Below are 23,151 nucleotides of genomic sequence, written 5' to 3'. Positions count from 1 at the left end.
TCCTCGGGAGCCTTCGGTTCCACCGTACGGGTGAGTGGCGCGCGGCCCGGGCGGCCGGTCGGCGGGCGAACCCTACGATCGCCGACGGCACCTGACGGACCGTCGGCCCCACCGGCCCGGACGCGGTCCGGCCGCACGCGGCGTCCGGGCAGGTCGACGGGCGGGCGGGAGCGGGCGAGAACCAGCCATCCGGCCTTGTCCCGATTCTGGACATGCCCCTTTCGGCCTGTGTACAAGTGGTGGATTGATGCCGAGTAGTGACATAGCAATCCTTTTGGGCGGTCCTGAGGGTCCTGCGTGACACGTACCAATGTGTGGGGAGTTGGGACATGACCGACGCCAAGCCACCGGCAGCGGCGACCACCGCCGTGCTGCCGGACCTCGGCTTCCTGGCCACCAGCGGAACGGCCGACCTGCAGGACCGTTTGGCCGGACAGCTGTCCGATCTCACGGTGCTCCAGGAGCACACCGAGCTGCTCACCCGGGCCCGCGGCCTGGCCGGCACGCTGGCCACCGTGCTGGCGTCCGGAGCCGCTCTGCTCGGCGCCCGGCGCGGTCTGATCACCACCACCGCCCGGGGCGCCGGCCGACCGGTCGGCCTCGGCCTGGACCGGGCCGAGCTGGGCGCCCTGGAGACCGTCCCGGCCGAACACGGGCCGTTCGCAGGCCTGTTGAGCCACCCCGACGGGGCCGGTCAGCTGCTGATCACCGATCTGGCGGAGGACCCGGCGGCCGGTCCCCGGTTCCGCGAGGTGGCCGAGCAGCTCGGCCTGGGCGCCTGCTTCGCCCTCCCGTTGGCCACCCCCGAGGACGGCCCGCTGGGCGCGGCCGCCTGGTTCTACGACGAACCGGCCGAGCCGGACCCGGGCCGCCGCCTGCTGGCCCACCGGTACTGCGAGTTCGCCGCCCAGCTGCTGGCCCGCCAGCTCGACCAGGAGCGGGCCGAGCGGCAGGCCGAGGCGCTGCGCCGCGGCCTGCTGCCGGACCGCCTTCCCGTCGGCGCCGGGCTGCGGATGGCCGCCCGCTGCCTGCCCGCCGCGCTGGACCGCTCGGCCGGCAGCGACTGGTACGACGCCATCCCGCTGCCCGACGGCACCTTCGGCCTGACCGTCGGCAGCGTGGCCGGTGACGGCCTGGGTGCCGGCCCCGGCTCCGCGCCCGGCGCGGCCGCCGCGATGGGCCGGGTGCGCGCCGCGCTGCGGGCGTACGCGGTGCTGGAGGGCGAGGACCCGGTCTCCGTCCTCGGCGACCTGGAGCTGCTGCTCAAGACCACCGAGCCGGCCCGGACCGCCACCGCGCTCTACGCCTGGGTGCAGCCCGAGGAGCGTCGGATCACCCTGGCCGGGGCCGGGCACTGCCCTCCCGTGCTGGTGACCCGTCAGGGCGCCGAGTTCGTGGAGACCTCGCTCTCCGCCCCGCTCGGCATGCTCAGCTGCTGGGAGGCGCCCGGCGTCGAGGTCGAGGCCGGGCCGGGCGACGTGCTGGTGCTCTACACCGAGGGCCTGGCCCGCCGCTGCGGCCCCACCCTGCACGCCGGGCAGAACGCGCTGCGCCGGGCCGCCGCCGACGCCCCCCGGGAGGTGCGGGCCGACCCGGACCGGCTCTGCGCCCACCTGCTGGCCGCCGCCGGCGCCGACGGCGGCACCGACGACCTGGTGCTGCTGGCCGCCCGCTTCGACTGAGTTCCTCCCCCCGGGCGGCTGACGGAGTCCGGACCCGCTGGCGGTGCCCGCTCAGCCGTTCGGTGGCGATCCGTACCATGGGGGCCGACGGCCGCCCACGTGCGTCGCGATCCGACGCGCCGAGGCGGGACCACATCGCAAGGAGGCGACGTAGTGACCGAGGACCGCAGCCCGGCGGCAGCCGAGAACCCCGAGGGTGCCGCAGGCGAGGACGCCGAGGAGCAGCCGGTCAAGGGCCGCAAGAACGGCCTGTACGGCGAGGTCTCCGACGAGCTGGCCGCCTCGATGAAGTCCGGCTGGGCCGACACCGAGCTGCGCGGCCTGGAACCGGTGGCCCAGGCGCCGTACGCGGCCGCCCGCCGCGCCGCGCTCTCCGCCGCGTACCCCGGCGAGCGCCTGGTCGTCCCGGCCGGGAACCTGCGCACCCGCGCCAACGACACCGAGTACTCCTTCCGCGCCGCGAGCGAGTACGTCCACCTGACGGGCGACCAGACCGAGGACGCGATCCTGGTCGGCGAGCCCCGCGAGGGCGGCGGCCACGACTTCCACCTCTACCTGCTGCCGCGGTCCAACCGCGAGAACGGCGAGTTCTGGCTGGACGGCAACGGCGAGCTCTGGGTCGGCCGGCGCCACAGCCTGACCGAGGCCGAGCAGCTGCTCGGCCTGCCCTGCCGCGACGTCCGCAAGGCCGTCGAGGAGCTCCAGGCCGCCCCGGCCGCCCCGACCCGGCTGGTCCGCAAGTACGACGCCGGCCTGGAGGCCGGGCTCGCGGACCAGCTGGACGAGGAGAAGGACGAGGAGCTCAAGACCTTCCTCAGCGGCCTGCGCCTGGTCAAGGACGAGTGGGAGATCACCCAGCTCCGGGCCGCCTGCGACTCCACCGTCAACGGCTTCACCGACGTGGTCCGCGAGCTCGGCCAGGCCGTCGCCACCTCCGAGCGCTGGATCGAGGGCACCTTCTGGCGCCGCGCCCGGGTCGAGGGCAACGACATCGGCTACGGCTCCATCTGCGCCGCCGGCCCGCACGCCACCACCCTGCACTGGGTCCGCAACGACGGCGACGTCCGCCCGGGCGAGCTGCTGCTGCTGGACGCCGGCGTGGAGACCCACACCCTCTACACCGCCGACGTCACCCGCACCCTGCCGATCAACGGCACCTTCACCCCGCTCCAGCGGAAGATCTACGACGCGGTCTACGACGCCCAGGAGGCGGGCATCGCCGCGGTGAAGCCGGGCGGCCGGTTCCGCGACTTCCACGACGCCTCCCAGCGGGTGCTGGCCGAGCGGCTGCTGGCGTGGGGCCTGATCGACGCCTCGGTGTACGACGTCGAGAAGGTCCTGGAGCTGGGCCTGCAGCGCCGCTGGACCCTGCACGGCACCGGCCACATGCTCGGCCTCGACGTGCACGACTGCGCCCAGGCCCGCCGCGAGGACTACGTCGACGCCGACCTCGTCCCGGGCATGTGCCTGACCGTCGAGCCCGGCCTCTACTTCCAGCAGGACGACCTCACCGTCCCCGAGGAGTACCGCGGCATCGGCGTCCGCATCGAGGACGACATCCTGGTCACCGCCGAGGGCAACGAGAACCTCTCGGCCGGCCTCCCCCGCCAGGCCGACGAGGTCGAGGCCTGGATGGCCCGCCTCACCGGCTGACGCAGGGTCACGCACGGCGGCGGCCGCACCCCCTCGGGCAGGGGGGGCGGCCGCCGTCTCGGTCAGGGATCAGCCCACACCGACCATCGGCCACTCACCCGCGTCGCCGACCGAGTTGAACTCCCCACCCGCCGTGGGCAGATAGGCTGCTCCGGTCATCCGCATCGCCATCCCCGGCTTGGTGTTGGTGAGCTTCATCCGGTACGTCACGGTCCGGCTCTTACCCGGTGCCAGCGGGAAGGCCGCGTCCTGCCCGGTCGTGGCGTAGTCCATCCCTCCACCGATCCGGAGCATCGGCAACTGCTTCCACCGCGTGCCGTCCTGGCGCTCCAGCGTGCCGGCCGGCTGCTTGGCGACCGCCGCAGCGTCCGCGGGGTCCGCGCCCTCCCGGCCGGCCACCACAGGCTCGACGGAGGCGTAGGTGGTGGAGCTGACGTTGGTCCAGGTGACAGGGAAGGTCACCACCGTCCTGTCCCCCTCACGGGCCGTGGACGAGACGCCGAAGGTCACCTTCACGTCCGTACCGTGCCCGGGGTCCTTGCGTCCGGTCAGGTCGAGGCCGGCCACGATCGCCTCGAGGTCCGCCTGGTACTTCGCCGGCAGACCGTTGGCGTTCACGAAGACCTGCTCCTTGTGGAACCCCCACATCTGGGCGGTGTACTGCCTGGTGGCATCGCAGGCCACCTGCCAGCGGACCTTGTTCACGTACTTCCCGTTGAGCGTCACCAGCGAGCGCTGCGGCTGCCCGATCCGTCGGTAGTCGTCACCGACGCCGGTCGGCCCCGGGTCCCCGGGCAGGTAGCAGGTCGGCTGGTGGGACCAGCCCGAATCGGAGTCGAGGTCCGCCTCGCTCGGCCAGAGCTGCTCCACGCCCTTGTCGTACGCCGTGATCATCACGCCCTGCGGCAGGCACTCCCCCTTGGCGGCGACACCCGCCCCTGGGACGCGCAGACAGAGCCTCATCGGATCGCGGACGTCGACCGTCCAGCCCGCTGGGACCTCGACCTTGACCTTGTGGAATTCCACGGTGGTCGTGGCCGGCGGCTCCTCGGTCTCGGTCGCCGATGCCGACGCCGATCCGCTCGGGGTGAGTTCGGCGCTCGGGGACGCGGTGGGCGTCGGGGACGGGGAGGGGGACACGGAGGCGGTGACGGCGGGGGCCACGTCCTCGGCGACGGGGTGGCCGCCGGTGTTGAGGACGCCGATGGCGAGGCCGGCGGCCAGGCCGAACATGGCGATGGTGGTGACCACGTGGAAGGGGCGGACCTTGCGCGTGCGTCGGGTGGGCGGGGCGGCGGGGCGCAGGTTCTGGGCCGTCACCTGCTCGGCGCGGGCGGCCAGGGCCGCGCGGAGCAGCTGCTCGGTCGGCGACTCGGGCCGGTCGGGATCGGTCGGCTTCGCGGTCATCGGGCCTTCTCCAGGTGCTTCTCGAGGGCATCCAGAGCCCGGCTGGCGGTGGACTTCACTGCGCCCCGGGAGAGCCCCAGGGTCTCGGCGATCTGGGCCTCGGAGAAGTCGGACCAGTACCGCAGCACCAGCACCTCGCGCTGACGCGGGGTCAGTTCCTGCAGGGCCACCAGCACCCGGCGGTGCTCGTCGTTGAGGACGGCCTGCTCCTCGGCCGAGGCGGCGTCGGCCTCGTGCGGCGGCACGTAGTCGCGGGCGGTCCTGCGGCGGCGCAGCACGGAGCGGGCGCCGTTCACCACGGAGGTGCGCAGGTAGCCGAGCGCGTTCTCCAGGTTGTCGAGGTCCTCGCCGTGGCGCTGGTACAGCGCGGTGAACGCGTCCTGCACCACGTCCTCGGCCAGGTCCTGACGGTCCACCAGCAGGACGGCCATCCGCACCAGCCCGAGCCGGTGGGCGTGGTAGAGCTCGGTGAGCGTCGGGCGCTCCGCGCCGGGGCCGCCGACCCGGACGACCTTGAGGTTGGTGCTGGTCTCCGAGGCGGAGTAGGGCTCGGCGGCCTCGGCCCCGAACAGCAGCTTCCAGAACCCCTTGAGCACACCCGCGCCGGAGAGTCCCCGGGCGGGTGCGATCGCTATGGACATGCTCGCTCTTCCGTTCCCTCCGCGGCACGGCCCGCTCGGCGGGCGGCACAACGGTAAATGTCTGTTCGGACGGCTGTTGACCTGCGCGATTGTGCCCGGTTCAGAACGCGGCGGGCACACCGGCCGGGGCGGAGGGCTGCGCGGTGGAGCAGCCGGCCGGGCCGAGCGGGGCCAGGACGGCGAGCGAGACGGTGATGTTCTTCGCGAAACGGTGGAAAACGGGCTCGTTCATGGTGCAGGTCCCCCTGGGCGGTGTGGTGCTCCGTCAATTGGCGAGAGCCGCCGGGCTCGGCCGTTCTCCCGGCTCCCCTTGCTCCCACCCTGATAGACGTGCATCCCCCCGGGGGGTTGCAGGTGACCTCAGAACTTTTTTCCGCGGGGCATCGCCGCAGGTCAGCACACCAGGCCGAGGTCGTTCGGGGTGGCGTTCGCCGGGTCGATCGCCCGGCGGCCCTCGGTCGGCCAGCCCTCGCGGACCCAGTACTCCAGGCCGCCGATCATCTCCTTGGTCTCGCGGCCGAGCGCCGCCAGCTTCATCGCGCCCTTGGTGGAGCCGTTGCAGGCGGGGCCCCAGCAGTAGACCACCAGCAGGCCGGCCGGGAGTTCGGCCACCCGCTCGGCGGTGATCTCGGCGAGCGGCAGGCTGATGGCGCCGGGCAGGTGGGCCTTGCGGTGCGAGCCCTCGGCCCGGACGTCCACGATCGTGAAGTCCTGCTTGCCGTCCCGCATCGCGTACCAGACGTCCGCCGGGTCGGCCTGGCAGCCGAGGCGCTCGGCGTGGAAGGCGAAGGCCCGCTCGGGGGAGACGGTGGCGCCGAGCGAACCGTTGTAGGTCGCGGTGGTGGTGACAGTAGTCATCTGCGGGCTCCTGGTGGGCGGTTGTGCGCTCTTTCCGACGTGACGATCTTCCGATCCGGACACCCCGCCCCGACAGTGGCGCCCACGACTACACTCGCCAAGATCCCGCCAACCACGTACCGCCGCGCCAGGAGCACCGATGGCCGACCACCCCGCCACCACCCGCCCCGTCCAGGTCAGCATCGGCCCCCGCCCCGAGCCGGTGCACACCATCGCGGTGTACGCCTTCGACGGCATGGCCCCGTTCGAACTCGGCGTGGTGGTCGAGGTGTTCGGCCTGGCCAGGCCCGAGCTGGCCGGGCTGCTGGCCGCGCCCTGGTACGGGCTGAAGATCTGCGCGGACCGCCCCGGGCAGCTGCTCGGCGCGGTGGGCGGCTTCTCCCTGATGGCCCATCACGGACTGGACGAGCTGGCCGCCGCCGACACCGTGATGGTGGTCGGGGTGCCCAACGCGTTCAGCGGCGAGGTCTCCCCCGGGCTGGTGGCCGCGCTGCGCACCGCGCACGAGCGCGGGGCCCGGATCGTGTCGATCTGCTCCGGTGCGTTCGCACTGGCGGCCGCCGGACTGCTGGACGGCCGGGAGGCCACCACCCACTGGCGGTACGCGGAGCTGCTCCAGCAGCGCCACCCCGCGGTGAAGGTCAACCCCGACGTGCTCTACGTGGACAACGGCTCGGTGCTGACCAGTGCCGGCAGCGCGGCCGGCATCGACCTCTGCCTGCACCTGGTGCGCAGCGACCACGGCGCCAAGGTGGCCAACACGGTGGCCCGCCGCTTCGTCGTGCCGCCCCACCGGGACGGCGGGCAGGCCCAGTTCATCGAGGCCACCGTGCTCCCGGTGGAGGAGGAGGACGACGGCATCGCCCGCTCCATGCAGTGGGCCCTCGACCACCTGGCCACCCCGCTGACCATCACCCGGCTGGCCCGGGCCGCCCGGATGTCCGACCGCTCCTACCTGCGGCACTTCACCGCCCGCAACGGCACCAGCCCGATGCGCTGGGTCATCACCCAGCGCATCGCCGCCAGCCTGTCGCTGCTGGAGTCCCCGGAGGGGACGGTGGAGGAGATCGCCGCGGCCGTCGGCTTCGAGTCCGCCGCGACCTTCCGGCACCACTTCGGCCGCACCATGCGGACCTCCCCCACCGCCTACCGCCGGGCCTTCGGCCGGGGCGTGGCCTGAGCTCAACCGGCCAGGTGGGCATCCGCGTTGGCGACGATCGCGTCCCGCAGCCAGTGCGCCAGGCCGGGGGCCACCTTCTCGTACGTCGCGGTGAAGCGCGGGTCCGCGACGTACATCTCGCCGAGGCAGCGGTGCATCTCGTGGCCGCAGTCGTAGAACGCCCCGGTGATCTGCAGGCGGTGCTCCTCCGCCAGCGCCATGCCGTCCGCGCTGCCCGAGGCCACCCCCGCCTTCATCGCGGCGGCCAGCCGCTCGTTGAGCGCGGCCTGCTCCTGCTGGAGCTTCGCCCAGTCCTCCTTGGTGTAGCGGGCGGTCCGGCGCCGGGACTCCTTCCAGGCGTCGGTGCCGCCCCAGCGCTGCTCGGCCTCGGTCTCCCAACTCTCCTGGTAGTCCTGGCCGAAGACCTCGAACTTCTCCTCCGGGGTCAGCTGAATTCCCATCGTGCTCGCCTCCATGGCGTGTTCGACCGCCGCGGCCAACTCCTGGAGCCTGGTGATCCGGTCCCGCAGCAGCGCGTGCTGCCGGCGCAGGTGCTCGGTCGGTCCGGCCGAGGAATCGTCCAGGACGGCCGCGATCTCCTCGAGGGAGAAGCCGAGTTCGCGGTAGAACAGGATCTGCTGCAGCCGGTCCAGGTCCTCGTCCCGGTACCGCCGGTAGCCGGCCGGGGTCCGCCCGGACGGCGACAGCAGGCCGATCCCGTCGTAGTGGTGCAGGGTCCGCACCGTCACCTTGGCGACGGCCGCGACCTGTCCCACCGAGTACTCACCGCTCATCCGGCCCTTCCTCCTTCACTGGCCCCAGCCTCCGCCCTCACGTCGCGTGAGGGTCAAGCCGGTGCGCGGGCGTGCGCCGTACGAGTCTCCGAGCACGGAGCCCGAACGGCCGCCGACCTTGGGCACACCGGCCAATTGTCCAGCTCAGCGGGGTGCCCCGACCATGGCCGCATGACCACCCCCTCGCTCCCCCGGCGGTTGGCCGCCGAGGCCTTCGGCACCGCCGTGCTGGCCGCCGTGCTGATCGGCTCCGGCATCCGGGCCACCGCGCTGAGCGCCGACGGCGGGGTGCAGTTCCTGGCCAACGTGCTGGCCTCGGTGCTGGCCCTGGCCGTACTGATCACCCTGCTGGGGCCGGTCTCCGGCGCCCACCTCAACCCGCTGGTCTCGGCCGCCGCCTGGTGGACCGACCGGCGCGGCTGCACCGGCCTGACCCTGCCCGAGCTGGGCGGCTACGTCCTCGCCCAGCTGCTCGGCGGTGTGGCCGGGGCGGCCCTGGCCAACCTGATGCACCGGCAGCCCGTCCTGGCCGCCTCCTCGCAGCCGCTCGGCGGCCCGCACCTCTGGCTGGCCGAGGCGGTGGCCACCGGGGGCCTGGTGCTGCTGGTCTTCGGCCTGCTCCGGACCGGCCGGGGCCAGTACGCCCCGGTCGCGGTGGCCGCCTGGATCGGCGCCGCCTGCTGGGCCGTCTCCTCCGGCAGCTTCGCCAACCCGGCCCTCACCCTGGCCCGCTCGCTGAGCGACACCTACACCGGCATCGCCCCGGCCTCCGTGCCGGCCTTCGTACTCGCGCAGGGCGCGGGCGCCGTCCTCGGCCTGGCCCTGGTCCCGGTCCTGTTCGGCCGGCCCCGCCACCGCGCCCCGGACGACGCCCGCGAGCTCGTCCCCGAACTGCGGGGCTGAGGCCGCCGAGGCTCCGTCAGACGCCCGCGAAGAAGGTCCTCGCCTCGGCCAGGGCCAGCTCGTCGTTGCGGACGTCACCCGGGCGGGTTCCGTTGCCGAGCAGGGCGCCGCCCCAGGGCATGCCCATGTAGTCGGCGGTGAGCTTCAGGGTGCCGATCAGCGGGTCCACGTCGGAGCGCTCGCCGGAGTGCGAGGTGACGCTCCACAGGGTGGTGCCCCGCATCCGGGCGCGGAAGTCCGAGCCGGGGACGCGGAACCAGCCGGACCAGTGGTCGAGGTAGTGCTTGACGCTGGTGGAGACGGTGTACCAGTACAGCGGGGAGACGATCACCAGGTCGGTGGCCCGCGCGGTGGCCTCGAAGAGGGTCAGGGCGTTGCCGGCGAGCGGTGGGTAGCTGCCGTCACCGGTGTGCCGGATGTCGCCGAACGGCTCCAGCCGGAGCGACTCCAGCCGGAGCCAGGTCTGCTCGACGCCGGCCGGGAGGTGCTCGGCGGCCAGCCGGGCGAGCTGCTCGGAGTTGCCGTCCTCCCGGACGCTGCCGAGCAGGAAGAGGAAGCGACGGTCCGTCAGCCCGGGGTCCGAGGGGACGGATTCGGCGGAAGATGCGGTCATCCGGCGATCGTACTGACCGCCCGGGCGGGTCCGGCGGGCGGCTCAGTCGGCCACCCGGGTCACCGCGACCACCTTCTCGATCGCGATCCGGACCAGCAGCTCGCCGGGCACCCCGTTCCGCGCCCCGTACTCCTCGGCCCGCTCCTCCCCCATGTAGCGGGCGGCGATCCGGCCGGCCCAGTACCGCACCTCGTCGAGGTCCTCGCTGAGCCTGGCCCGCCCCCGGACGGTGACGAAGTCGAACGGCGGCCGGTCGTCGTCCACGCACACCACCACCCGGCCGTCCCTCGCCAGGTTCCGGCCCTTCACCGTCTCCGCCCCGGTGTTGAGGATCAGCTCCCCGCCCTCCAGCAGGAACCAGACCGGCGCCACGTGCGGGCTGCCGTCCGCCCGGACGGTGGCGAGCTTGCCGGTCCTGGTCCCGGCCGAGAGGAACGCGCGCCACTCGGGCTCGGTCATCTGAGGCATGGGGTCATCGTGACCGACCCGGCGGCCGGGGCGGCCCCGGCGCGCCGGGGCCGCCCCGAGGTGCTCCGGGAGTCAGGACTCCAGGGCGTAGTGGTGCAGGGTCTCGTCGGAGGAGGTGCGGCGCAGACCGGCCTTCTCCAGCACCCGCTGCGAGCCGAGGTTGTCGTGGGTGGTGTCGGCCACCGCGCGGCGGGCCCGGCCTCCGGCGAAGGCCCGGTCGAGCAGGGCGCGGACGGCCTCGGTGGTGTAGCCCTTCCCCTCCGCCTCGGGGGCGACGCCGTAGCCGAACGCCACCGTGCCGGTCTCCTCGTCCGGCGGGCCGAAGAGGCCGATGCCGCCGATCACCTGACCGGTGCTCAGCAGCACGATCTGCAGCGGCCCGTACAGCGGCTCGCCCGCCGGCAGCCCCAGGAACATCCGCGCCACGTCCCGGTCGTCCTCCCGCGGGTACCCCGCGCTCCACTCCGGCGAGCGTCCGCCGCCCCCGGCCACCAGCTCGGCCTCCTCGGCCGTGTACGGGCGCAGCCGCAGCCGCGCGGTCTCGATGCTGAAGTCCGTCATCCCCAACTCCGTGATCACTCCCCGGGCCCCACCCCACCGGCGGGCCACCCGGCGCGGATTCCCCCGCACGGGGACGACAGTACGACCACCCACCAGGGGCCACCCCACCCCTCCCAAGCCCGCCGGAGGCGACCCGAGCCCATGTCAGCCGATCGGTTGACCCCCTTCGGTGCCGTCCCGGGCCAGGATGGAACCGTGAGCGAGACGAGTGGTGCGGAGCGCAGCGGCCTGCGGCTGACGGTCGTGATGTACGGCGCGTTCCTGCTGCTGCTCGGAGCCTCCCTCACCCGCTACCTGCTGCGGCACGGCGACAGCGGCCGGGCCGGCTGGGTGATCGCCCTCAGTGCCGCCCTCGCCCTCGCCCAGCTCCCGGAACTGCGCCGCCGCGGACGGGCCCTCCGGATCGCCCGCCTCGCCCTGGTGGCCGGCCTCTGGACCGTCCTGGTGCTGCTCGCCCCGAGCTTCGCCTGGTGCGCCGTCCCGCTGATCTACACCGCGCTCCGCACCCTCCCGGCCACCGCCGCCGTCCCCCTGGTGGCCCTGCTGACCGGCCTGGTGATGTACGCCGAACAGCAGCTCGCGGACGGCATCGACCCGGTGACCCTGCTCGCCCCGCCCGCCGTGGCCGGCCTGGCCACCGTGGTCTTCCTCCAGATGGAGCGTCAGGCCGAGCGCCAGCGCGCCCTGATCGCCGACCTGGTCTCGACCCGCCGTGCCCTGGCCGACACCAACCGTCGCGAGGGCGTCCTGGCGGAGCGTCAGCGGCTGGCCATCGAGATCCACGACACCCTGGCCCAGGGCCTGTCCAGCCAGCAGATGCTGCTCCAGGCGGCCGACCGCGTCTGGGACACCGACCCGGCCACCGCCCGCACCCACGTGCACACCGCCGCGTCGATCGCCGCCCGCAGCCTCGCCGAGGCCCGCCGCTTCGTCCGTGACCTGACCCCGGCCGACCTGGCCGACGGCGTGGGGCTGGACCAGGCGCTGCGCACCCTCGCCGACCGCGAGGCGGCGGAGAGCGGTCTGACGGTCCGCTGCCACCTGGAGGGCACCCCGGCCCCGCTGCCGGACGCCGTCCGCAGCGCACTGCTGCGGATCGCCCAGGGCGCGCTGGCCAACGTCCGCGAACACTCCGGAGCCCGCACCGCCGCGCTCACCCTCTCCTACCTCGGCGACCAGGTGGTCCTCGACATCGGCGACGACGGCCGCGGCCTGCCACCGATCCCGGCGGGCGCGGAGGCCGACCCGTCCCGGGGGCACGGCCTGCCCGCGATGCGGGCCCGGGTCCGCCAACTGGGCGGCACCCTGACCGTCGAGTCCGCCCCGGGCGAGGGCACCGTGGTCACGGCGGCCATCCCGCTCGAACTCCCCGCAGACGCCCAGTGACGACGACCGGAGGACCCATGACCGCGACCACCCCCGTCCGTCTGCTGGTCTGCGACGACCACGCGGTGGTCCGGGCCGGGCTGCTGGCCCTGCTGGGCAGCGCCCCCGACATCGAGGTGGTGGGTGCGGCCGGCAGTGGCGAGGAAGCCATCGCGCTGGCGGCCAAGCTGCGGCCCCAGGTGGTGCTGATGGACCTCCAACTGGGCGACGGCATCGACGGGGTGGAGGCCACCAGCCGGATCGCCGGGCGGCCGGGAGCACCGTACGTGCTGGTGCTCACCACCTACGACACCGACGCCGACATCAACCGGGCGATCGCCGCGGGGGCCACCGGCTACCTGCTCAAGGCGGAGCGGCCGGAGGAGCTGTTCGCCGCGATCCACGCCGCCGCCGAGGGTCGCACCACCCTCTCGCCCCCGGTGGCCTCCCGGGTGATGGCCCAGCTGCGCACGCCGGTGCCCCAACTCACCGACCGGGAACAGGAGATCCTCGCCCAGCTGGCCCAGGGCCTGGGCAACCGGGAGATCGCCCGCGCGCTGTTCATCAGCGAGGCCACCGTGAAGACCCACCTGGGGCGGATCTACGACAAGCTCGGCGTCGACACCCGCTCCGGCGCGGTCGCCGTCGCCAAGGAGCGCCGACTGCTCCGCTGAACCTTCGCCGGATCCGCCCGGACGGGCAGCGCCCAGGGGCGCGGGGAACTGCGCGCTGCGGCAGGCAACGACCCGTGTGCCGGGTACGGACGCTCACGTGCACGTGGCTCTCCGTACCCGGCTCACGGGTCTCGTTCTTCCGTCTCGCGCAGTTCCTCGCGCCCCTGTCCGCCCTCCGGGCGGAGGGCGAGCCGGTGTCAGAGGCGGTCGAAGAGGTCTCCCACGCAGCGGTGGGCGTCGGCCAAGGCCCGGTTGGGGCCACCGGGCGAGGGGACGTAGTGGTTGTAGAAGGTGGCGCCCTCGCAGAGCGGGCCGAGCACCCAGAGCCGCTCGTCCACCGTGCCGTCGGCGCCGATCGGCTGGTTGCCCCGGGTGACGTCCACGCCGCGGCTGCTCGGCGCGGACGGGCGGTGCCGCCGGATCCGGCCGCTGTCGCGGAGCTGCCGCAGCAGCGGGCTGGCGGTGCGCTCCACGTCGGGCTGGCCGGAGGTGGCCAGGCAGAGCCAGTCGACCCACTCCTGGTGCGGGGTGGCCAGTTCGGTGGAGGAGACCACCCAGCCCAGGCCGTCCCACTCCACGGTCGGCGCCGGGCCGAACGGGATCTTCACGATCCCGGCCTCCACCAGTGCCAACAGCTCGGCGTGCCGGTCGAGTTGGGGCCCGGTGACGTTGCGGTTGAGCACCCCGGTGTAGGAGCCGTAGAACTCCTCGTGGGACTTCTCCTCCAGCCCGCCGAAGTCCACCGCGTAGCGGATCACGTCGCGCAGGTCGCGTAGCACCTCCAGGGCGGACTTCACCGGGCTGCCGGCCAGGCCCAGCCGGGCCTGCGCCAGGTCCTGGGCGATCCGGTCCAGGTACCAGGCCTGGTACGCCTCCCGGTCCTCGGTTCCGCCGACCGGCGGGTGCACCAGCTCGACCGGGTCGAACTCGCCCTGCTCGCGGTCGAGCCGGTCCAGCTCGGCACCGATCCGGCCGGCCGCGTGGGCCTCCCGGAGCGCCCGCTCGACCACCGCCTCCAGCTCCTCTCCTCCGGCCAGCGCGGCGGTGCGGCGGTGGAAGGCGATCCGCATCTCGGTCAGGATCAGCGGTTCGACCTGCTCGCGCAGGTCCAACTCCGGCCGGTCCGTGCGCAGTCGGTCGACGGCCTGGCGGGTGAAGGCGATCGGCTGGTAGCCGCCGCGCCGGTTGTTCTCCGGCCGGGCCCGGAACGGCAGCCCGGTGCGGGAGTAGAGCAGGATGCGCGGCTCGCGGCCGCTCGGCAGGTAGCAGCGGCGGCCGTCGGGGCCGGGCACGTGCTCGCCGCCCCGGCCGACGGTGAGCGCGGCCAGCGCGTCCATCGCGGACAGTCCGGTGCCGCCGAGCGCGACCGTCTGGCCGGGCTCGATCCTGGCCAGTTGGCCGGGCAGCGGGTAGATCTCCCGCAGGTACCGCTCGCCGCCCGGGCCGGGGGCCGGCTCGGCGGGCGGGGTGTGACCGGTGGTCAGGAAGACGTGGTCCACCTCGACCCGGCGGCCGTCCTCCAGGGTGATCGAACGGCCGCCGTCCGGGGCCTCGTTGAGGGCGATCGCGGTGGTCCGGTGCAGCTCCACCGTGACGTGCTCGGGGGCCCGGGCCAAGGTCCGGCGCAGGCACCAGGCCAGGTACTCGCCGAGGATCCGCCGGGGCAGGTAGTCGTCGGGTGCGACCGGTCGGCCGAACGCTCCGAGGGTGAAGCCGTCCTCGGCCAGCCGGAGGCTGCGGCCGGTGACCCAGGTGTACAGGTCGGTGCCCCGGTCCGCCACCGCGTCGCCGACGGTGGCCTCCTCCGGGAAGTGCGAGACCTGCGCGGCGACGGTGTTCAGCAGCAGGTAGTCCGGCTGCTCCGGGTCGTGCAGCCCGCTGCCGTCGCCGACCGGGTCCACCAGCTCGACCCGGACCGGCCGCCGACCCCAACTCTCCTGGGAGGCGAGGGTGATGATGCGCTCCAGCACCCCGAGCCCGCGCGAGCCGAGCCCGATGACGCCGATCCTGGCCTCCGCCGTCGTGTGCGCCGCGTCCGTCACGTCCGTCGTCACCACCGCTTGGTCTCCCCGAAGAAGTCGGCGATCTCGACCGCCTGGCCGGACCGCTGGGCCTCCTGGTGCACGAACCTGCCGACCGCGAGGTCCAGCACCCCGAGGCCGAAGGGCGAGAAGACCACCGGCTTGTCGTCGCCGACCGCGGCGTCCCCGTTGATCACCTGGGCCAGCGTCCCGGTGACGAAGTCCCGGTTCCCGACCAGCTGTTCGGCCAGGTGCGGGGAGGTGTTGGCCTTCATGCAGTGCTCGACGTCGTCCAGCACGTTGTAGGAACCGAGGATCAGCTCCGGGGCGATGTCGCGCAGCGAGATGTTCAGCACCAGCTGGCCGGGGGCGAAGCTGTCCGGGGCGGTCACGTACGGCTCGCCCGCCGTGGTCGCGAAGACCACCAGGTCGGCCCCCTTGAGCACCGGCGCCAGCTCGGGGGCGAACTCCGCCGCCCAGCCCAGCTCACCCGCCGTGTACTCCACCAGGGCCTCGCCGTACTGCGGCAGTTGGTCGTGCACCTGGACGGTGCCGAACTCCCAGTCACGGGACCGGAAGAACTCCAGGATGTTCCGGGCGATGATGCCCGCGCCGACCACGACCACCCGCTCCGCCCGGCGGCCGCCGGACAGCACCTCGGCCGCCAGCACCGCCGAGGCGGCGGTGCGGGCCGCGCTGATCTGGGAGGCCTCCAGCACCGCGTACGGGTAGCCGGTGGCGTAGTCGTTGAGCAGCAGGGCGGCCGAGGCGCGCGGGACGCCCTGCTCGATGTTGGCCGGGAAGCTGCTGATCCACTTGATGCCGGCCACGTCCTGGCCGCCGCCGAGGTACGCGGGCAGGGCGATGATCCGGGCGTCCGGCTTCTCGGGGAAGCGCAGGAAGTAGCTGTCCGGGTTGACCGACTCGCCCGCCTCGTGGGTCAGGTAGGTCTCCCGGACCTGCTCGACGATCCGGGGCCGGCTCCGGCCGATGATCTCCCTGGCGGCCTTGCCGCCGATCACGCTGAACTCGAACACGCTGCTGCTCCTTGCCACTTGGGCACTGGGGAAGAGTGGATGGGACGGGAAGGGTCAGTGGTGCGCCGCGGCGGCGGTCTCCAGGAGGTCACCGAATCGCTCGGCCACCCAGGCGTCGTCGTACACGGTGCCGAGGTAGCGCTCGCCGAGGTCCGGGCCGATCGCCACCACCGAGGCGCCGGGCGGGAGTTCGAGCCGCTTGCGGTCCACCGCGGCCAGCACCGAGCCGGTGGATCCGCCCATCGCCAGCCCGCGCTCGACGGCCAGGCGGCGGCACATCCGGACCGCCTCGGCCTCGGGCACCAGGACCACCTCGTCCACGCCCTCGGGGCGCAGGATCTCCGGGCGGCGGCTGGTGCCCAGGCCCGGGATGTGGCGGCGGCCGCCCGGGTGGCCGAAGGTCACCGAGCCCTCGGTGTCCACCGCGATGATCCTGGTCAGCGGCGAGTTGGCCCGGAACCACTCCACGCAGCCCATCAGGGTGCCGGTGGTGCCGGCGCCGACGAACAGCACGTCCACGTCGAGGAACTGCTTGCCGATGGCGGCGGCGGTGCGCTCCCGGTGGGCGGCCGGGTTGGCCGGGTTGGCGTACTGGTTCGGCCAGACCAGCTCGGGGTCCTCCCGCAGCCGCTCCTGGATGTGGTCGATCCGGGACTGCAGGAAGCCGCCGTTGGCGTCCCGGCGGTCGACCATCGCGACCTCGGCGCCGAAGGCCCGCATCAGCCCGATCGACTGGACGGAGGTGTTGGGGTCGATCACGCAGGTGAACGCGTAGCCGCGGGCCGCGCAGACCGAGGCCAGCGCGATCCCGAGGTTGCCGGAGGAGGACTCGATCACCCGGCCCCCGGCGCGGAGCACGCCGCGGGCCTCGGCGTCGTCCAACAGGCCCACCGCGGCCTTGAGTTTGATCGACCCGGCCGGATTCAGGCCCTCGATCTTCAGGGTCAGGTCGACCCCGGGCACGAAGCCGTTGAGGTCCAGGAAGAGATCGTCCAGCACGATCTCGTAGGCATGCCGAAATAACATCACGGAACCTGTCGGTAGGGGGAGTGGGGCTCTGACAGGCGCGGGGAGCGGACGCGGGAAGCGGACGGGGCGGCGAGCCGGCGGCCGAAGCCGCTCAGCAGCCCGTCATCCTGACGACCTGCCAGCTGTCCGCCACCGGCGCTCCGGCGGTGTCCAGCAGCAGCGCCGAGCGCTCCCGCACCGCGGCGGCCAGTTCGACCCCGGTCACCCCGGGGCGGTCGGTCAGGGCACCGGCCAGCGCGGCCAGCGCGGCCCGGACCCTCGGGGCCCGGCCACCGGCCGGGCGGCAGAGCAGCGCCCCGGCCGCGGCCGTACCGGCCAGCCGGGCGAACTCCGCCAGTTCACAGTCGTCGGGGAAGGCCAGCTGCCCGGTGTACCCGGACTCCCTGAGCCCTCTTGCCAGTTCGGCCGCCCGGTGGAACCGCGCGGCCACCACCACCGTGCGCAGTGCGGACGGCACCGGCCCCACCGGGCCGACGGTCCGCACCGGCCGGTCCGGCGAGTCGGCCCCCAGCAGGTGGACACCGAGCCGGTAGCCGTACGCACTGCCGTCGGTCAGCACGCCGACCCCGGTGGCGCCCAGCGAGTCCAGCGCCGCCAACAGGGCCTTCGCCTGACCGGCCTCGTCCGGCGCCCAACTCAGCGCCAGCGGCTGCCCGTCGGGCCCGCCGCCCGGCTGCCCCGGGACGCTCGGCAGGGCCGTCACCGGCAGCAGACAGGGCAGCCCCGCCGCCCGGTAGAGCGGTAGCGCGGCGGCCGCGCCCCGGCTGCCCAGGTGGCCGACCACGGCCCGGTACCCGCCGCTCTCCACCACCTTGCGGGCCACCCGACGGGCCCCGTCCAGGGCCGCCGACTCGTCGTGCAGCACCCACTCGATCGCCGGTCCGGTGCCGCCCCTGGCCACCGCCCGCAGCGTCCGGCCCCAGGCGGCCCGGGGGCCGGTGGCCGGCAGCACGAGTGCGATCCTGGGGCCGCCCACCGGGCCGCCCGCTCTCGCCGACTCCACCGGGGCTAACCCCAGATCGCCGAGGACCGCACCGGCTCGGCCAGTTGCACCCCGGCCAGCAGGACGGTGCTCAGCAGCAGCCCGGCCAGGACCCGCAGACGTCCGCCACCGGACACGCCGGACACGGCACGCCCGCCGGAACGGCCGGACCGGCCGGACTCCTGACCAAGAACGGCACCCATTGGGTCAACTCGCCGCATGACAACGCCTCCTCGTCGGACCACTCGTCAGGGGATCCGGCCTGTTCAGCGCCGTGCGCCGGCCGGTGGATCCATCGTCACCCGCCGCCGCGACTTGGAACAGTACGTACGCCTTTCCTGTACAGGCCACGACCGGTCGCGGACACTTGCTCGAGTGATCCAACAGAGCGCTCAGAAGGCGGCCACCCCGCCCCACCAGCGCCGCACGGCCGAGCGGGACAGGCGGCCCACCGGCGCCGACCAGCCACAGCAGGCGCACCAGCCGTACCAGCCGCACGCCCCGCTCGCCGAGGACTACGGCACCCTGACGGCGGCCCTGGCCGAGGACAGCACCGCCCTGGCCGACGCCCGCGAGATCTACCGACGGGCCCTGGACGACCCGGAGTGGGACCCGTCCCCGGCCCGGGCCCGGCTCGGCTGGGACGACGACCGCTTCGTCCGCGCCATCGAACTGCTGGACACCATGGGCCTGTTGGCCCCGGCCGCGACCACGCCCAGCGGCTGGACCACCCTCTCGCCGACCAGCGCGATCAGCCGGCTGCTGGCCGACGAGGAGCAGCGCGTCGCGACCCGGCTGGCCGAAGCCGCCGCCGCCCGGCACACCCTGGCCCGGCTGCTGACCGACTTCCACCCGCTGCACGCGGACCAACTGTCAGGCGCGGCAACCGAGTTGGTGATAGGTCCGGCCCGGGTCACCGCCATGCTGGAGGACGTCGTCCGACGCGCCCGCTCCGACTTCCTCTCCCTGCACCCCGGCCCCCCGGTGGCCCGCGAGATGCTGGCGGCCGGGCTCTCCCGCGACAAGCTCCTGCTCGAACGCGGCGTCACCATCCGCTCCGTCCACCTCGGATCCTCCGCCGCCACCCCCGCCCTGCACGGCTACCTCGCCGAACTCTCCTGGGCCGGGGCCCGGGTGCGCACCGCGCAGACCCTCCCCATGCGGATGATCCTGGTCGACGGCTCCCTCGCCGTCCTCCCCGCCCCCGCCGTCCCCGACGAGATCGCCGCCCTGGTGGTCCACGGCGAACAGCTCGTCGCCGTCTTCCGCCAGCTCTTCGAGCACTGCTGGTCGCTCTCCGCCGACTTCGCCCCCACCCACACCGGCCCCGCCGCCCCCGACCCCGACCTCACCGAGCGCCACCACGAGATCCTCCGCATGCTCGCCTCCGGCCTCACCGACGAGTCCATGGCCCGCCGCCTGGCCGTCTCCGAACGCACCGTGCGCCGCCTGGTCGCCGAGATCACCCAACGCCTGGGCGCCGACAGCCGCTTCCAGGCCGGCGTCATCGCCACCCAGCTCGGCTGGCTCGACCAGACCGCCCCGGCCCCCGCCCGCCCGGGCGCCCGACCCGGCCCCACCCCCGCCTGACGGGCCGTCACGTCGCGGAGACGGCGAAGCCGCCCCAGGAACGGTTCCTGGAGCGGCTCCGGGCCGGGTGCGGCCGGACTCAGCCCACCGGCGCGGGGGTCTGCTCGGTGCTGAGGCTCCGGGCGTCCTTGCTCAGTGACAGGGTGATGCCGACCGCGATCATCGGCAGGGCCGCCATGACGAAGCCCCACTGGACGCCGACCGTGACCAGCATGCCCATGAGGGCGAACGAGAGCGGCTCCAGCACCACCCGCGGCAGGCCCATGATGCTGTTCATCCGGCCGAGGAAGTCGGTGGGCGTCCGGGTCTGGATGAAGGTCGGCAGCGCCACGTCGCTGGAGTAGGCGACGCCCACGCCGAGCACGGCCAGCAGCGCGGCCGCGGCCCAGGGGCTGGGCAGGAAGCCGAGGACCGCGAACGCCAGGCCCTCGCACAGGGTCATGCCGATGATCAGCAGGCCCCAGCGGCGGGGGAGGCCGGTGACGGCTGCCGCGATGGTGCCGACCAGCTGGCCGAGGCCCCAGGAGGAGATCAGCACGCCCAGGGCGAGCGCGCTCTCCGAGAAGCTCCGCGAGAGGGCCGGCAGGCCGACCGAGAAGAGCCCGCTGTAGCTGAGCGCCGACGCCGAGATGAGCAGCAGGACGGAGCGGACCTCGCGGCTCCGCCGGGCGTACCGCAGCCCCGAGGCGATCTCCGACCGGATCTCCGCGACCGAGGGCGACTTGGCTTCGGGGTCCGCCGGGCGGGCCGGGGCCGCGCGCAGGCTCAGCGCCGCGAAGAGGAAGGTCGCGGCGTTGAAGAAGAGTGCGCCGGTGGCACCGGTCGCGGCCACCAGGGCGCCGCCGAGGACCGGTCCGAGCAGCCGCGCGCCCTGCTCGTTGAAGCCGGCCAGCGCGTTGGCCCGGGGCAGGTCCTCCTCGTCCACCAGCGAGGGCAGGATGCTGTCGCTGGCCGGCCAGAAGAAGGCCTCGGCGACGCCCATCACGATGGCGATGGCGTAGAACTGCCAGACCTGCACGCCGTCGAACGCGCTCGCCAGACCGAGGGCGACCACCGCGCTGCCGCGCGCCACGTGGGTCGCCAGCATCACGGTACGGGGGGACAGCCGGTCGGTGAGCGCCCCGCCGAGCAGCATCAGGAGGCCGCGCGGAATGGCCTGGGCCAGCACGACGCCGGCCAGGACGGCGGCCGAACCGGTCTCCTGGAGCACCAGCCAGATGAAGGCGACCTCGAAGCTCAGGTCACCGAGGATCGAGACGCCCTCCCCCGCCCAGACCATCCGGAACGGCCGGGACCGCAGCGGCCGCCGCAGTTGATCCAGCATCACTTGCCTTTCTGTCGAGGCGCGCCGGGCGCGCCGTCGGTGTGCGGGGCCGGCCGGTACGGCCGCCCCCGGGTCGCGGACCGTGGTCAGGACACGCTCTGATAGGTGGCCACGAAGGTGCGGGCCACCTGATCCACGAGGTGCCGCAGGCCATCGTGGTCGATCACCCGGCCGTGCACCAGGCCGAGCGTCTGGTTGCCGATCCGCCAGTCGATCGGCTGGCCGGGCCGGGCCAGGACGTCGACGGCGGTGACGCCGTCCAGCGCCTCGGCCTCCTCCACCCCGTGCAGCCCGGTCAGTTCGCGGGCCTCGACGGGCGGGAGGAGCACCCACTCGAAGGTCACGCCGGAGAAGTCGAAGGAGGCCGCCGACGGGCGCCGGCCGAGCGCGAGTTCGAGCGCGGAGCGGACCAGGCTGGCGCCCGAGCCCCTCGGGACGAGGTCCACCACGTGCCCGCCGACCCGGCCGTTGACCTCGATGATCCGCGGGCCCGACGGGGTCAGCTTCACCTCGGTGTGGGTCACCGAGTCCCGGATCCCGAGCGCCCGCACCGCGTCGGCGGCCAGGGCCTGCACCTCGGCCGACAGCTCCGGGGAGAGCGTCGAGGGCACGAAGAAGCCCGTCTCCCGGAACGGCTCCGCCAGCGGCAGCTTGCCCGACACGCAGGAGGCCACGACCTCCCCCCGGTGCACCAGCCCCTCCACTGACACGTAGTCGCCCCAGCCCTCCCCGGCGGCGGAGGGATCTCCGACCAGGCACTGCTCGACCACGAACACCCGGTCCTGGCCGACCTCGCCCGACATCACGGCGGGCAGCGCGCGGACGGCCTGCTCGGCGGAGTCCAGCCTCACGGTGTTCCGGCTGCCCGCTCCGGTCCGGGGCTTGACCACGACCGGGTAGCCCAGCTCCGCGGCCGCCTCCAGCACCTGCTCGGCGGACTCCGCCAGCCGGCAGCCGGTGGCGTCCACGCCGGCCGCCGCCAGGGCCGCGCGCTGCGCCAGCTTGTCGGTGAGCAGCCGCACCGTCGCGGCACCGTGGTACCGGAGGCCGAGCTCGGCCGCGAGCTCCGCGGTCCGGCCGAGGCAGTACTCGCTGAAGGTGACGATGGCCTCGGGCGCCTCCCGGCGGACCGCCTCGGCGGCCTCGGCCGGGCTCAGTCCGGTGATGTCGCACACCGTCGCCCGGCGGCGCAGGCCGCGCAGCAGGGGTGCGACGCCCGGCTGTGCGGCGTCGCACACGAGAACCACCTCGCACAGCCCCTCGGCGTCCGCCAGCACCGTCCCGGGGCCGGCAGCGCCGTCGGCGTAGACCACGGCGACCCGCGGCAGCCGACGGCCCGTCACCGGTCCACCTCGACCTCGGACAGCGACCACTGGGGCCGGCCCGGGACGGGGACGGAGGCGGCGCCGGAGAACCTCAGCCCGGCGGCCGACAGCAGCCCGGCCAGCTCCGAGCGGCTGCGCAGCCGCCCGCCGAAGTGGACCAGCGCGTGCAGGTCGCCGATCGGCGCGAAGGCGCCGGCCGCCACCTGCTCCGGCATCTCGGCGTCCACGATGAGCAGCCTGGCCCCGGGCGTCATCACGGCGGCGAAGTGGCGCAGGATCCGCAGGGCCTCCTCATCGCCCCAGTTGGGGAGCACCCGGACCAGCAGGTAGCGGTCCGCCCCCGGGACGACGCCGTCCAGGAACGATCCCGGCACCGCCGTGGCCCGGCCCGCCAACCCGGGATCGGCGAGCCGGTCGCGCGCCTCCTCCATCACGTGCGGGATCTCCTGGAGCGTGCCCGTCAGATGCGGGTGGGCCAGCAGGAGTTCGGCCAGGGTGGTGCCGTTGCCTCCGCCGATGTCGGCGACCGAGGCGGCCGTGCCGAAGTCGTACGCCTCGGCCAGCGCGTCACCGAGGCCCTCGACCGCGATGACGGCGTTGTAGTGCGCCGCCAGCTCGGAGTGCGTGCCGAGGAAGCCGTAGAAGTCGGTGCCGTGCCGGCTCCGGAACCCGTCGCCGTCCGTGTGGAGGAGGTCGTACAGGGAGTCGAAGGAGGGTGCGCTCACCGCACCGAAGTAGACGGCGGCGCTGTGCAGCGAGTCCGGCAGGTCGGTGCGCAGCGGCTCGCCGAGCGGGGTGAGCGCGAACGCCCCGTCGGGCCGGGACTCCAGCAGACCGACCGCGACGAGCGCGCGCAGCAGCTGGAGCAGGCGGTCCGGCCGCGCTCCGGTCAGCTCGGCCAGCCGGCCGAGCCCGGCCGGCCCCTCGGCGAGGAGGTCGGCCAGCCCCAGCCGGGCGGCGGTGGTCACCAGCGCGGTGGCCCGGTAGCCGCCGATCATCTCCAGGAGGCCGGACCTGGCTTCGCTGCCGTCCATGTGCTCTCTTCTCTCTCGGGTCGGGTCGGGC

General features: G+C 74.1%; 22 protein-coding genes. 7 read left to right on the top strand and 15 right to left on the bottom strand.

Features of this window, described 5'->3' with window-relative positions:
- The first annotated feature begins 329 nt into the window (after nt 1-329).
- Together ACWEPF_RS00670 and ACWEPF_RS00665 are read left to right on the top strand one after the other, a co-directional pair.
- Entirely contained in the window at nt 330-1,682 is a 1,353-nt protein-coding gene (locus ACWEPF_RS00670; protein ID WP_449796143.1) for a PP2C family protein-serine/threonine phosphatase, read from the top strand.
- 153 nt (nt 1,683-1,835) lie between these two features.
- The gene (locus ACWEPF_RS00665; RefSeq protein ID WP_452170840.1) at nt 1,836-3,335 is read left to right on the top strand and encodes an aminopeptidase P family protein; all 1,500 of its coding nucleotides are present in this window, start codon (nt 1,836-1,838) and stop codon (nt 3,333-3,335) included.
- A 69-nt stretch (nt 3,336-3,404) separates the two neighbouring features.
- Here ACWEPF_RS00665 and ACWEPF_RS00660 read toward each other — a convergent pair whose 3' ends face one another.
- The 4 genes from ACWEPF_RS00660 to ACWEPF_RS00645 form a co-directional block, all read right to left on the bottom strand.
- Nucleotides 3,405-4,742 carry a hypothetical protein gene (locus ACWEPF_RS00660; RefSeq protein ID WP_452170839.1) on the bottom strand — a complete coding sequence of 446 codons (1,338 nt, stop codon included), beginning with the start codon at nt 4,740-4,742 and terminating at the stop codon, nt 3,405-3,407.
- Complete coding sequence (locus ACWEPF_RS00655; RefSeq protein WP_452170838.1) at nt 4,739-5,383, bottom strand: RNA polymerase sigma factor; 645 nt, start codon at nt 5,381-5,383, stop codon at nt 4,739-4,741. The genes ACWEPF_RS00660 and ACWEPF_RS00655 overlap by 4 nt, the downstream gene beginning before the upstream one ends.
- A gap of 100 nt (nt 5,384-5,483) precedes the next feature.
- Nucleotides 5,484-5,615, bottom strand: a complete 132-nt coding sequence (locus ACWEPF_RS00650; RefSeq protein WP_452170837.1) for a hypothetical protein — start codon at nt 5,613-5,615, stop codon at nt 5,484-5,486.
- Between the two features lie 161 nt (nt 5,616-5,776).
- On the bottom strand, nt 5,777-6,241 hold the full coding sequence (locus ACWEPF_RS00645; protein WP_452170836.1) for a rhodanese-like domain-containing protein: 465 nt from the start codon (nt 6,239-6,241) through the stop codon (nt 5,777-5,779).
- Nucleotides 6,242-6,443: 202 nt separating this feature from the next.
- Between ACWEPF_RS00645 and ACWEPF_RS00640 the strand changes: the two genes are divergently transcribed.
- On the top strand, nt 6,444-7,421 hold the full coding sequence (locus ACWEPF_RS00640) for a helix-turn-helix domain-containing protein (RefSeq protein WP_425558694.1): 978 nt from the start codon (nt 6,444-6,446) through the stop codon (nt 7,419-7,421).
- 2 nt (nt 7,422-7,423) lie between these two features.
- On the opposite strand, the gene ACWEPF_RS00635 is transcribed toward ACWEPF_RS00640, so the two are convergent.
- Nucleotides 7,424-8,194 (bottom strand): MerR family transcriptional regulator, encoded by a 771-nt coding sequence (locus tag ACWEPF_RS00635; protein ID WP_452170835.1) that lies wholly within the window; start codon nt 8,192-8,194, stop codon nt 7,424-7,426.
- A 171-nt stretch (nt 8,195-8,365) separates the two neighbouring features.
- Between ACWEPF_RS00635 and ACWEPF_RS00630 the strand changes: the two genes are divergently transcribed.
- The gene (locus ACWEPF_RS00630) at nt 8,366-9,097 is read left to right on the top strand and encodes an aquaporin (RefSeq protein WP_449796149.1); all 732 of its coding nucleotides are present in this window, start codon (nt 8,366-8,368) and stop codon (nt 9,095-9,097) included.
- A gap of 16 nt (nt 9,098-9,113) precedes the next feature.
- Here ACWEPF_RS00630 and ACWEPF_RS00625 read toward each other — a convergent pair whose 3' ends face one another.
- From ACWEPF_RS00625 to ACWEPF_RS00615, 3 genes are all read right to left on the bottom strand, one after another.
- Nucleotides 9,114-9,710, bottom strand: a complete 597-nt coding sequence (locus ACWEPF_RS00625) for a flavodoxin family protein (protein WP_345287230.1) — start codon at nt 9,708-9,710, stop codon at nt 9,114-9,116.
- A gap of 42 nt (nt 9,711-9,752) precedes the next feature.
- Nucleotides 9,753-10,178: a PPOX class F420-dependent oxidoreductase gene (locus ACWEPF_RS00620; protein ID WP_452170834.1), complete on the bottom strand. Its 426-nt coding sequence runs from the start codon at nt 10,176-10,178 to the stop codon at nt 9,753-9,755.
- Between the two features lie 72 nt (nt 10,179-10,250).
- Entirely contained in the window at nt 10,251-10,739 is a 489-nt protein-coding gene (locus ACWEPF_RS00615) for a GNAT family N-acetyltransferase (protein ID WP_452170832.1), read from the bottom strand.
- 246 nt (nt 10,740-10,985) lie between these two features.
- On the opposite strand from ACWEPF_RS00615, the gene ACWEPF_RS00610 reads away from it, so the two are divergent.
- Both ACWEPF_RS00610 and ACWEPF_RS00605 read left to right on the top strand, forming a co-directional pair.
- Nucleotides 10,986-12,125: a sensor histidine kinase gene (locus ACWEPF_RS00610; RefSeq protein ID WP_345287274.1), complete on the top strand. Its 1,140-nt coding sequence runs from the start codon at nt 10,986-10,988 to the stop codon at nt 12,123-12,125.
- A gap of 17 nt (nt 12,126-12,142) precedes the next feature.
- Nucleotides 12,143-12,778, top strand: a complete 636-nt coding sequence (locus ACWEPF_RS00605; RefSeq protein WP_345287236.1) for a response regulator transcription factor — start codon at nt 12,143-12,145, stop codon at nt 12,776-12,778.
- 197 nt (nt 12,779-12,975) lie between these two features.
- On the opposite strand, the gene ACWEPF_RS00600 is transcribed toward ACWEPF_RS00605, so the two are convergent.
- The 4 genes from ACWEPF_RS00600 to ACWEPF_RS00585 all read right to left on the bottom strand — a co-directional run bounded on the left by ACWEPF_RS00600 (nt 12,976) and on the right by ACWEPF_RS00585 (nt 17,817).
- On the bottom strand, nt 12,976-14,835 hold the full coding sequence (locus ACWEPF_RS00600) for an FAD/NAD(P)-binding protein (protein WP_452170831.1): 1,860 nt from the start codon (nt 14,833-14,835) through the stop codon (nt 12,976-12,978).
- Nucleotides 14,829-15,836: a 2,3-diaminopropionate biosynthesis protein SbnB gene (gene sbnB / locus ACWEPF_RS00595; protein ID WP_452170830.1), complete on the bottom strand. Its 1,008-nt coding sequence runs from the start codon at nt 15,834-15,836 to the stop codon at nt 14,829-14,831. Before sbnB ends, ACWEPF_RS00600 begins: the two co-directional genes overlap by 7 nt.
- 54 nt (nt 15,837-15,890) lie before the next feature.
- Nucleotides 15,891-16,862, bottom strand: coding sequence for a 2,3-diaminopropionate biosynthesis protein SbnA (sbnA, locus tag ACWEPF_RS00590; protein ID WP_345287242.1), 972 nt, complete (start codon nt 16,860-16,862; stop codon nt 15,891-15,893).
- Nucleotides 16,863-16,956: 94 nt separating this feature from the next.
- Entirely contained in the window at nt 16,957-17,817 is an 861-nt protein-coding gene (locus tag ACWEPF_RS00585; protein ID WP_452170829.1) for an ABC transporter substrate-binding protein, read from the bottom strand.
- A 405-nt stretch (nt 17,818-18,222) separates the two neighbouring features.
- On the opposite strand from ACWEPF_RS00585, the gene ACWEPF_RS00580 reads away from it, so the two are divergent.
- Nucleotides 18,223-19,437, top strand: a complete 1,215-nt coding sequence (locus ACWEPF_RS00580; RefSeq protein ID WP_452170828.1) for a helix-turn-helix transcriptional regulator — start codon at nt 18,223-18,225, stop codon at nt 19,435-19,437.
- A gap of 79 nt (nt 19,438-19,516) precedes the next feature.
- Here ACWEPF_RS00580 and ACWEPF_RS00575 read toward each other — a convergent pair whose 3' ends face one another.
- The 3 genes from ACWEPF_RS00575 to ACWEPF_RS00565 all read right to left on the bottom strand — a co-directional run bounded on the left by ACWEPF_RS00575 (nt 19,517) and on the right by ACWEPF_RS00565 (nt 23,120).
- Nucleotides 19,517-20,761: an MFS transporter gene (locus ACWEPF_RS00575; RefSeq protein WP_452170826.1), complete on the bottom strand. Its 1,245-nt coding sequence runs from the start codon at nt 20,759-20,761 to the stop codon at nt 19,517-19,519.
- An 86-nt stretch (nt 20,762-20,847) separates the two neighbouring features.
- Nucleotides 20,848-22,104 carry an ATP-grasp domain-containing protein gene (locus tag ACWEPF_RS00570; protein ID WP_452170825.1) on the bottom strand — a complete coding sequence of 419 codons (1,257 nt, stop codon included), beginning with the start codon at nt 22,102-22,104 and terminating at the stop codon, nt 20,848-20,850.
- Nucleotides 22,101-23,120, bottom strand: a complete 1,020-nt coding sequence (locus tag ACWEPF_RS00565; RefSeq protein ID WP_452170824.1) for a methyltransferase — start codon at nt 23,118-23,120, stop codon at nt 22,101-22,103. Before ACWEPF_RS00565 ends, ACWEPF_RS00570 begins: the two co-directional genes overlap by 4 nt.
- Nucleotides 23,121-23,151 lie beyond the last annotated feature (31 nt).

The organism is Kitasatospora sp. NPDC004289 (assembly GCF_053602875.1).
This window is presented reverse-complemented; position numbering and strand designations above follow the sequence as displayed.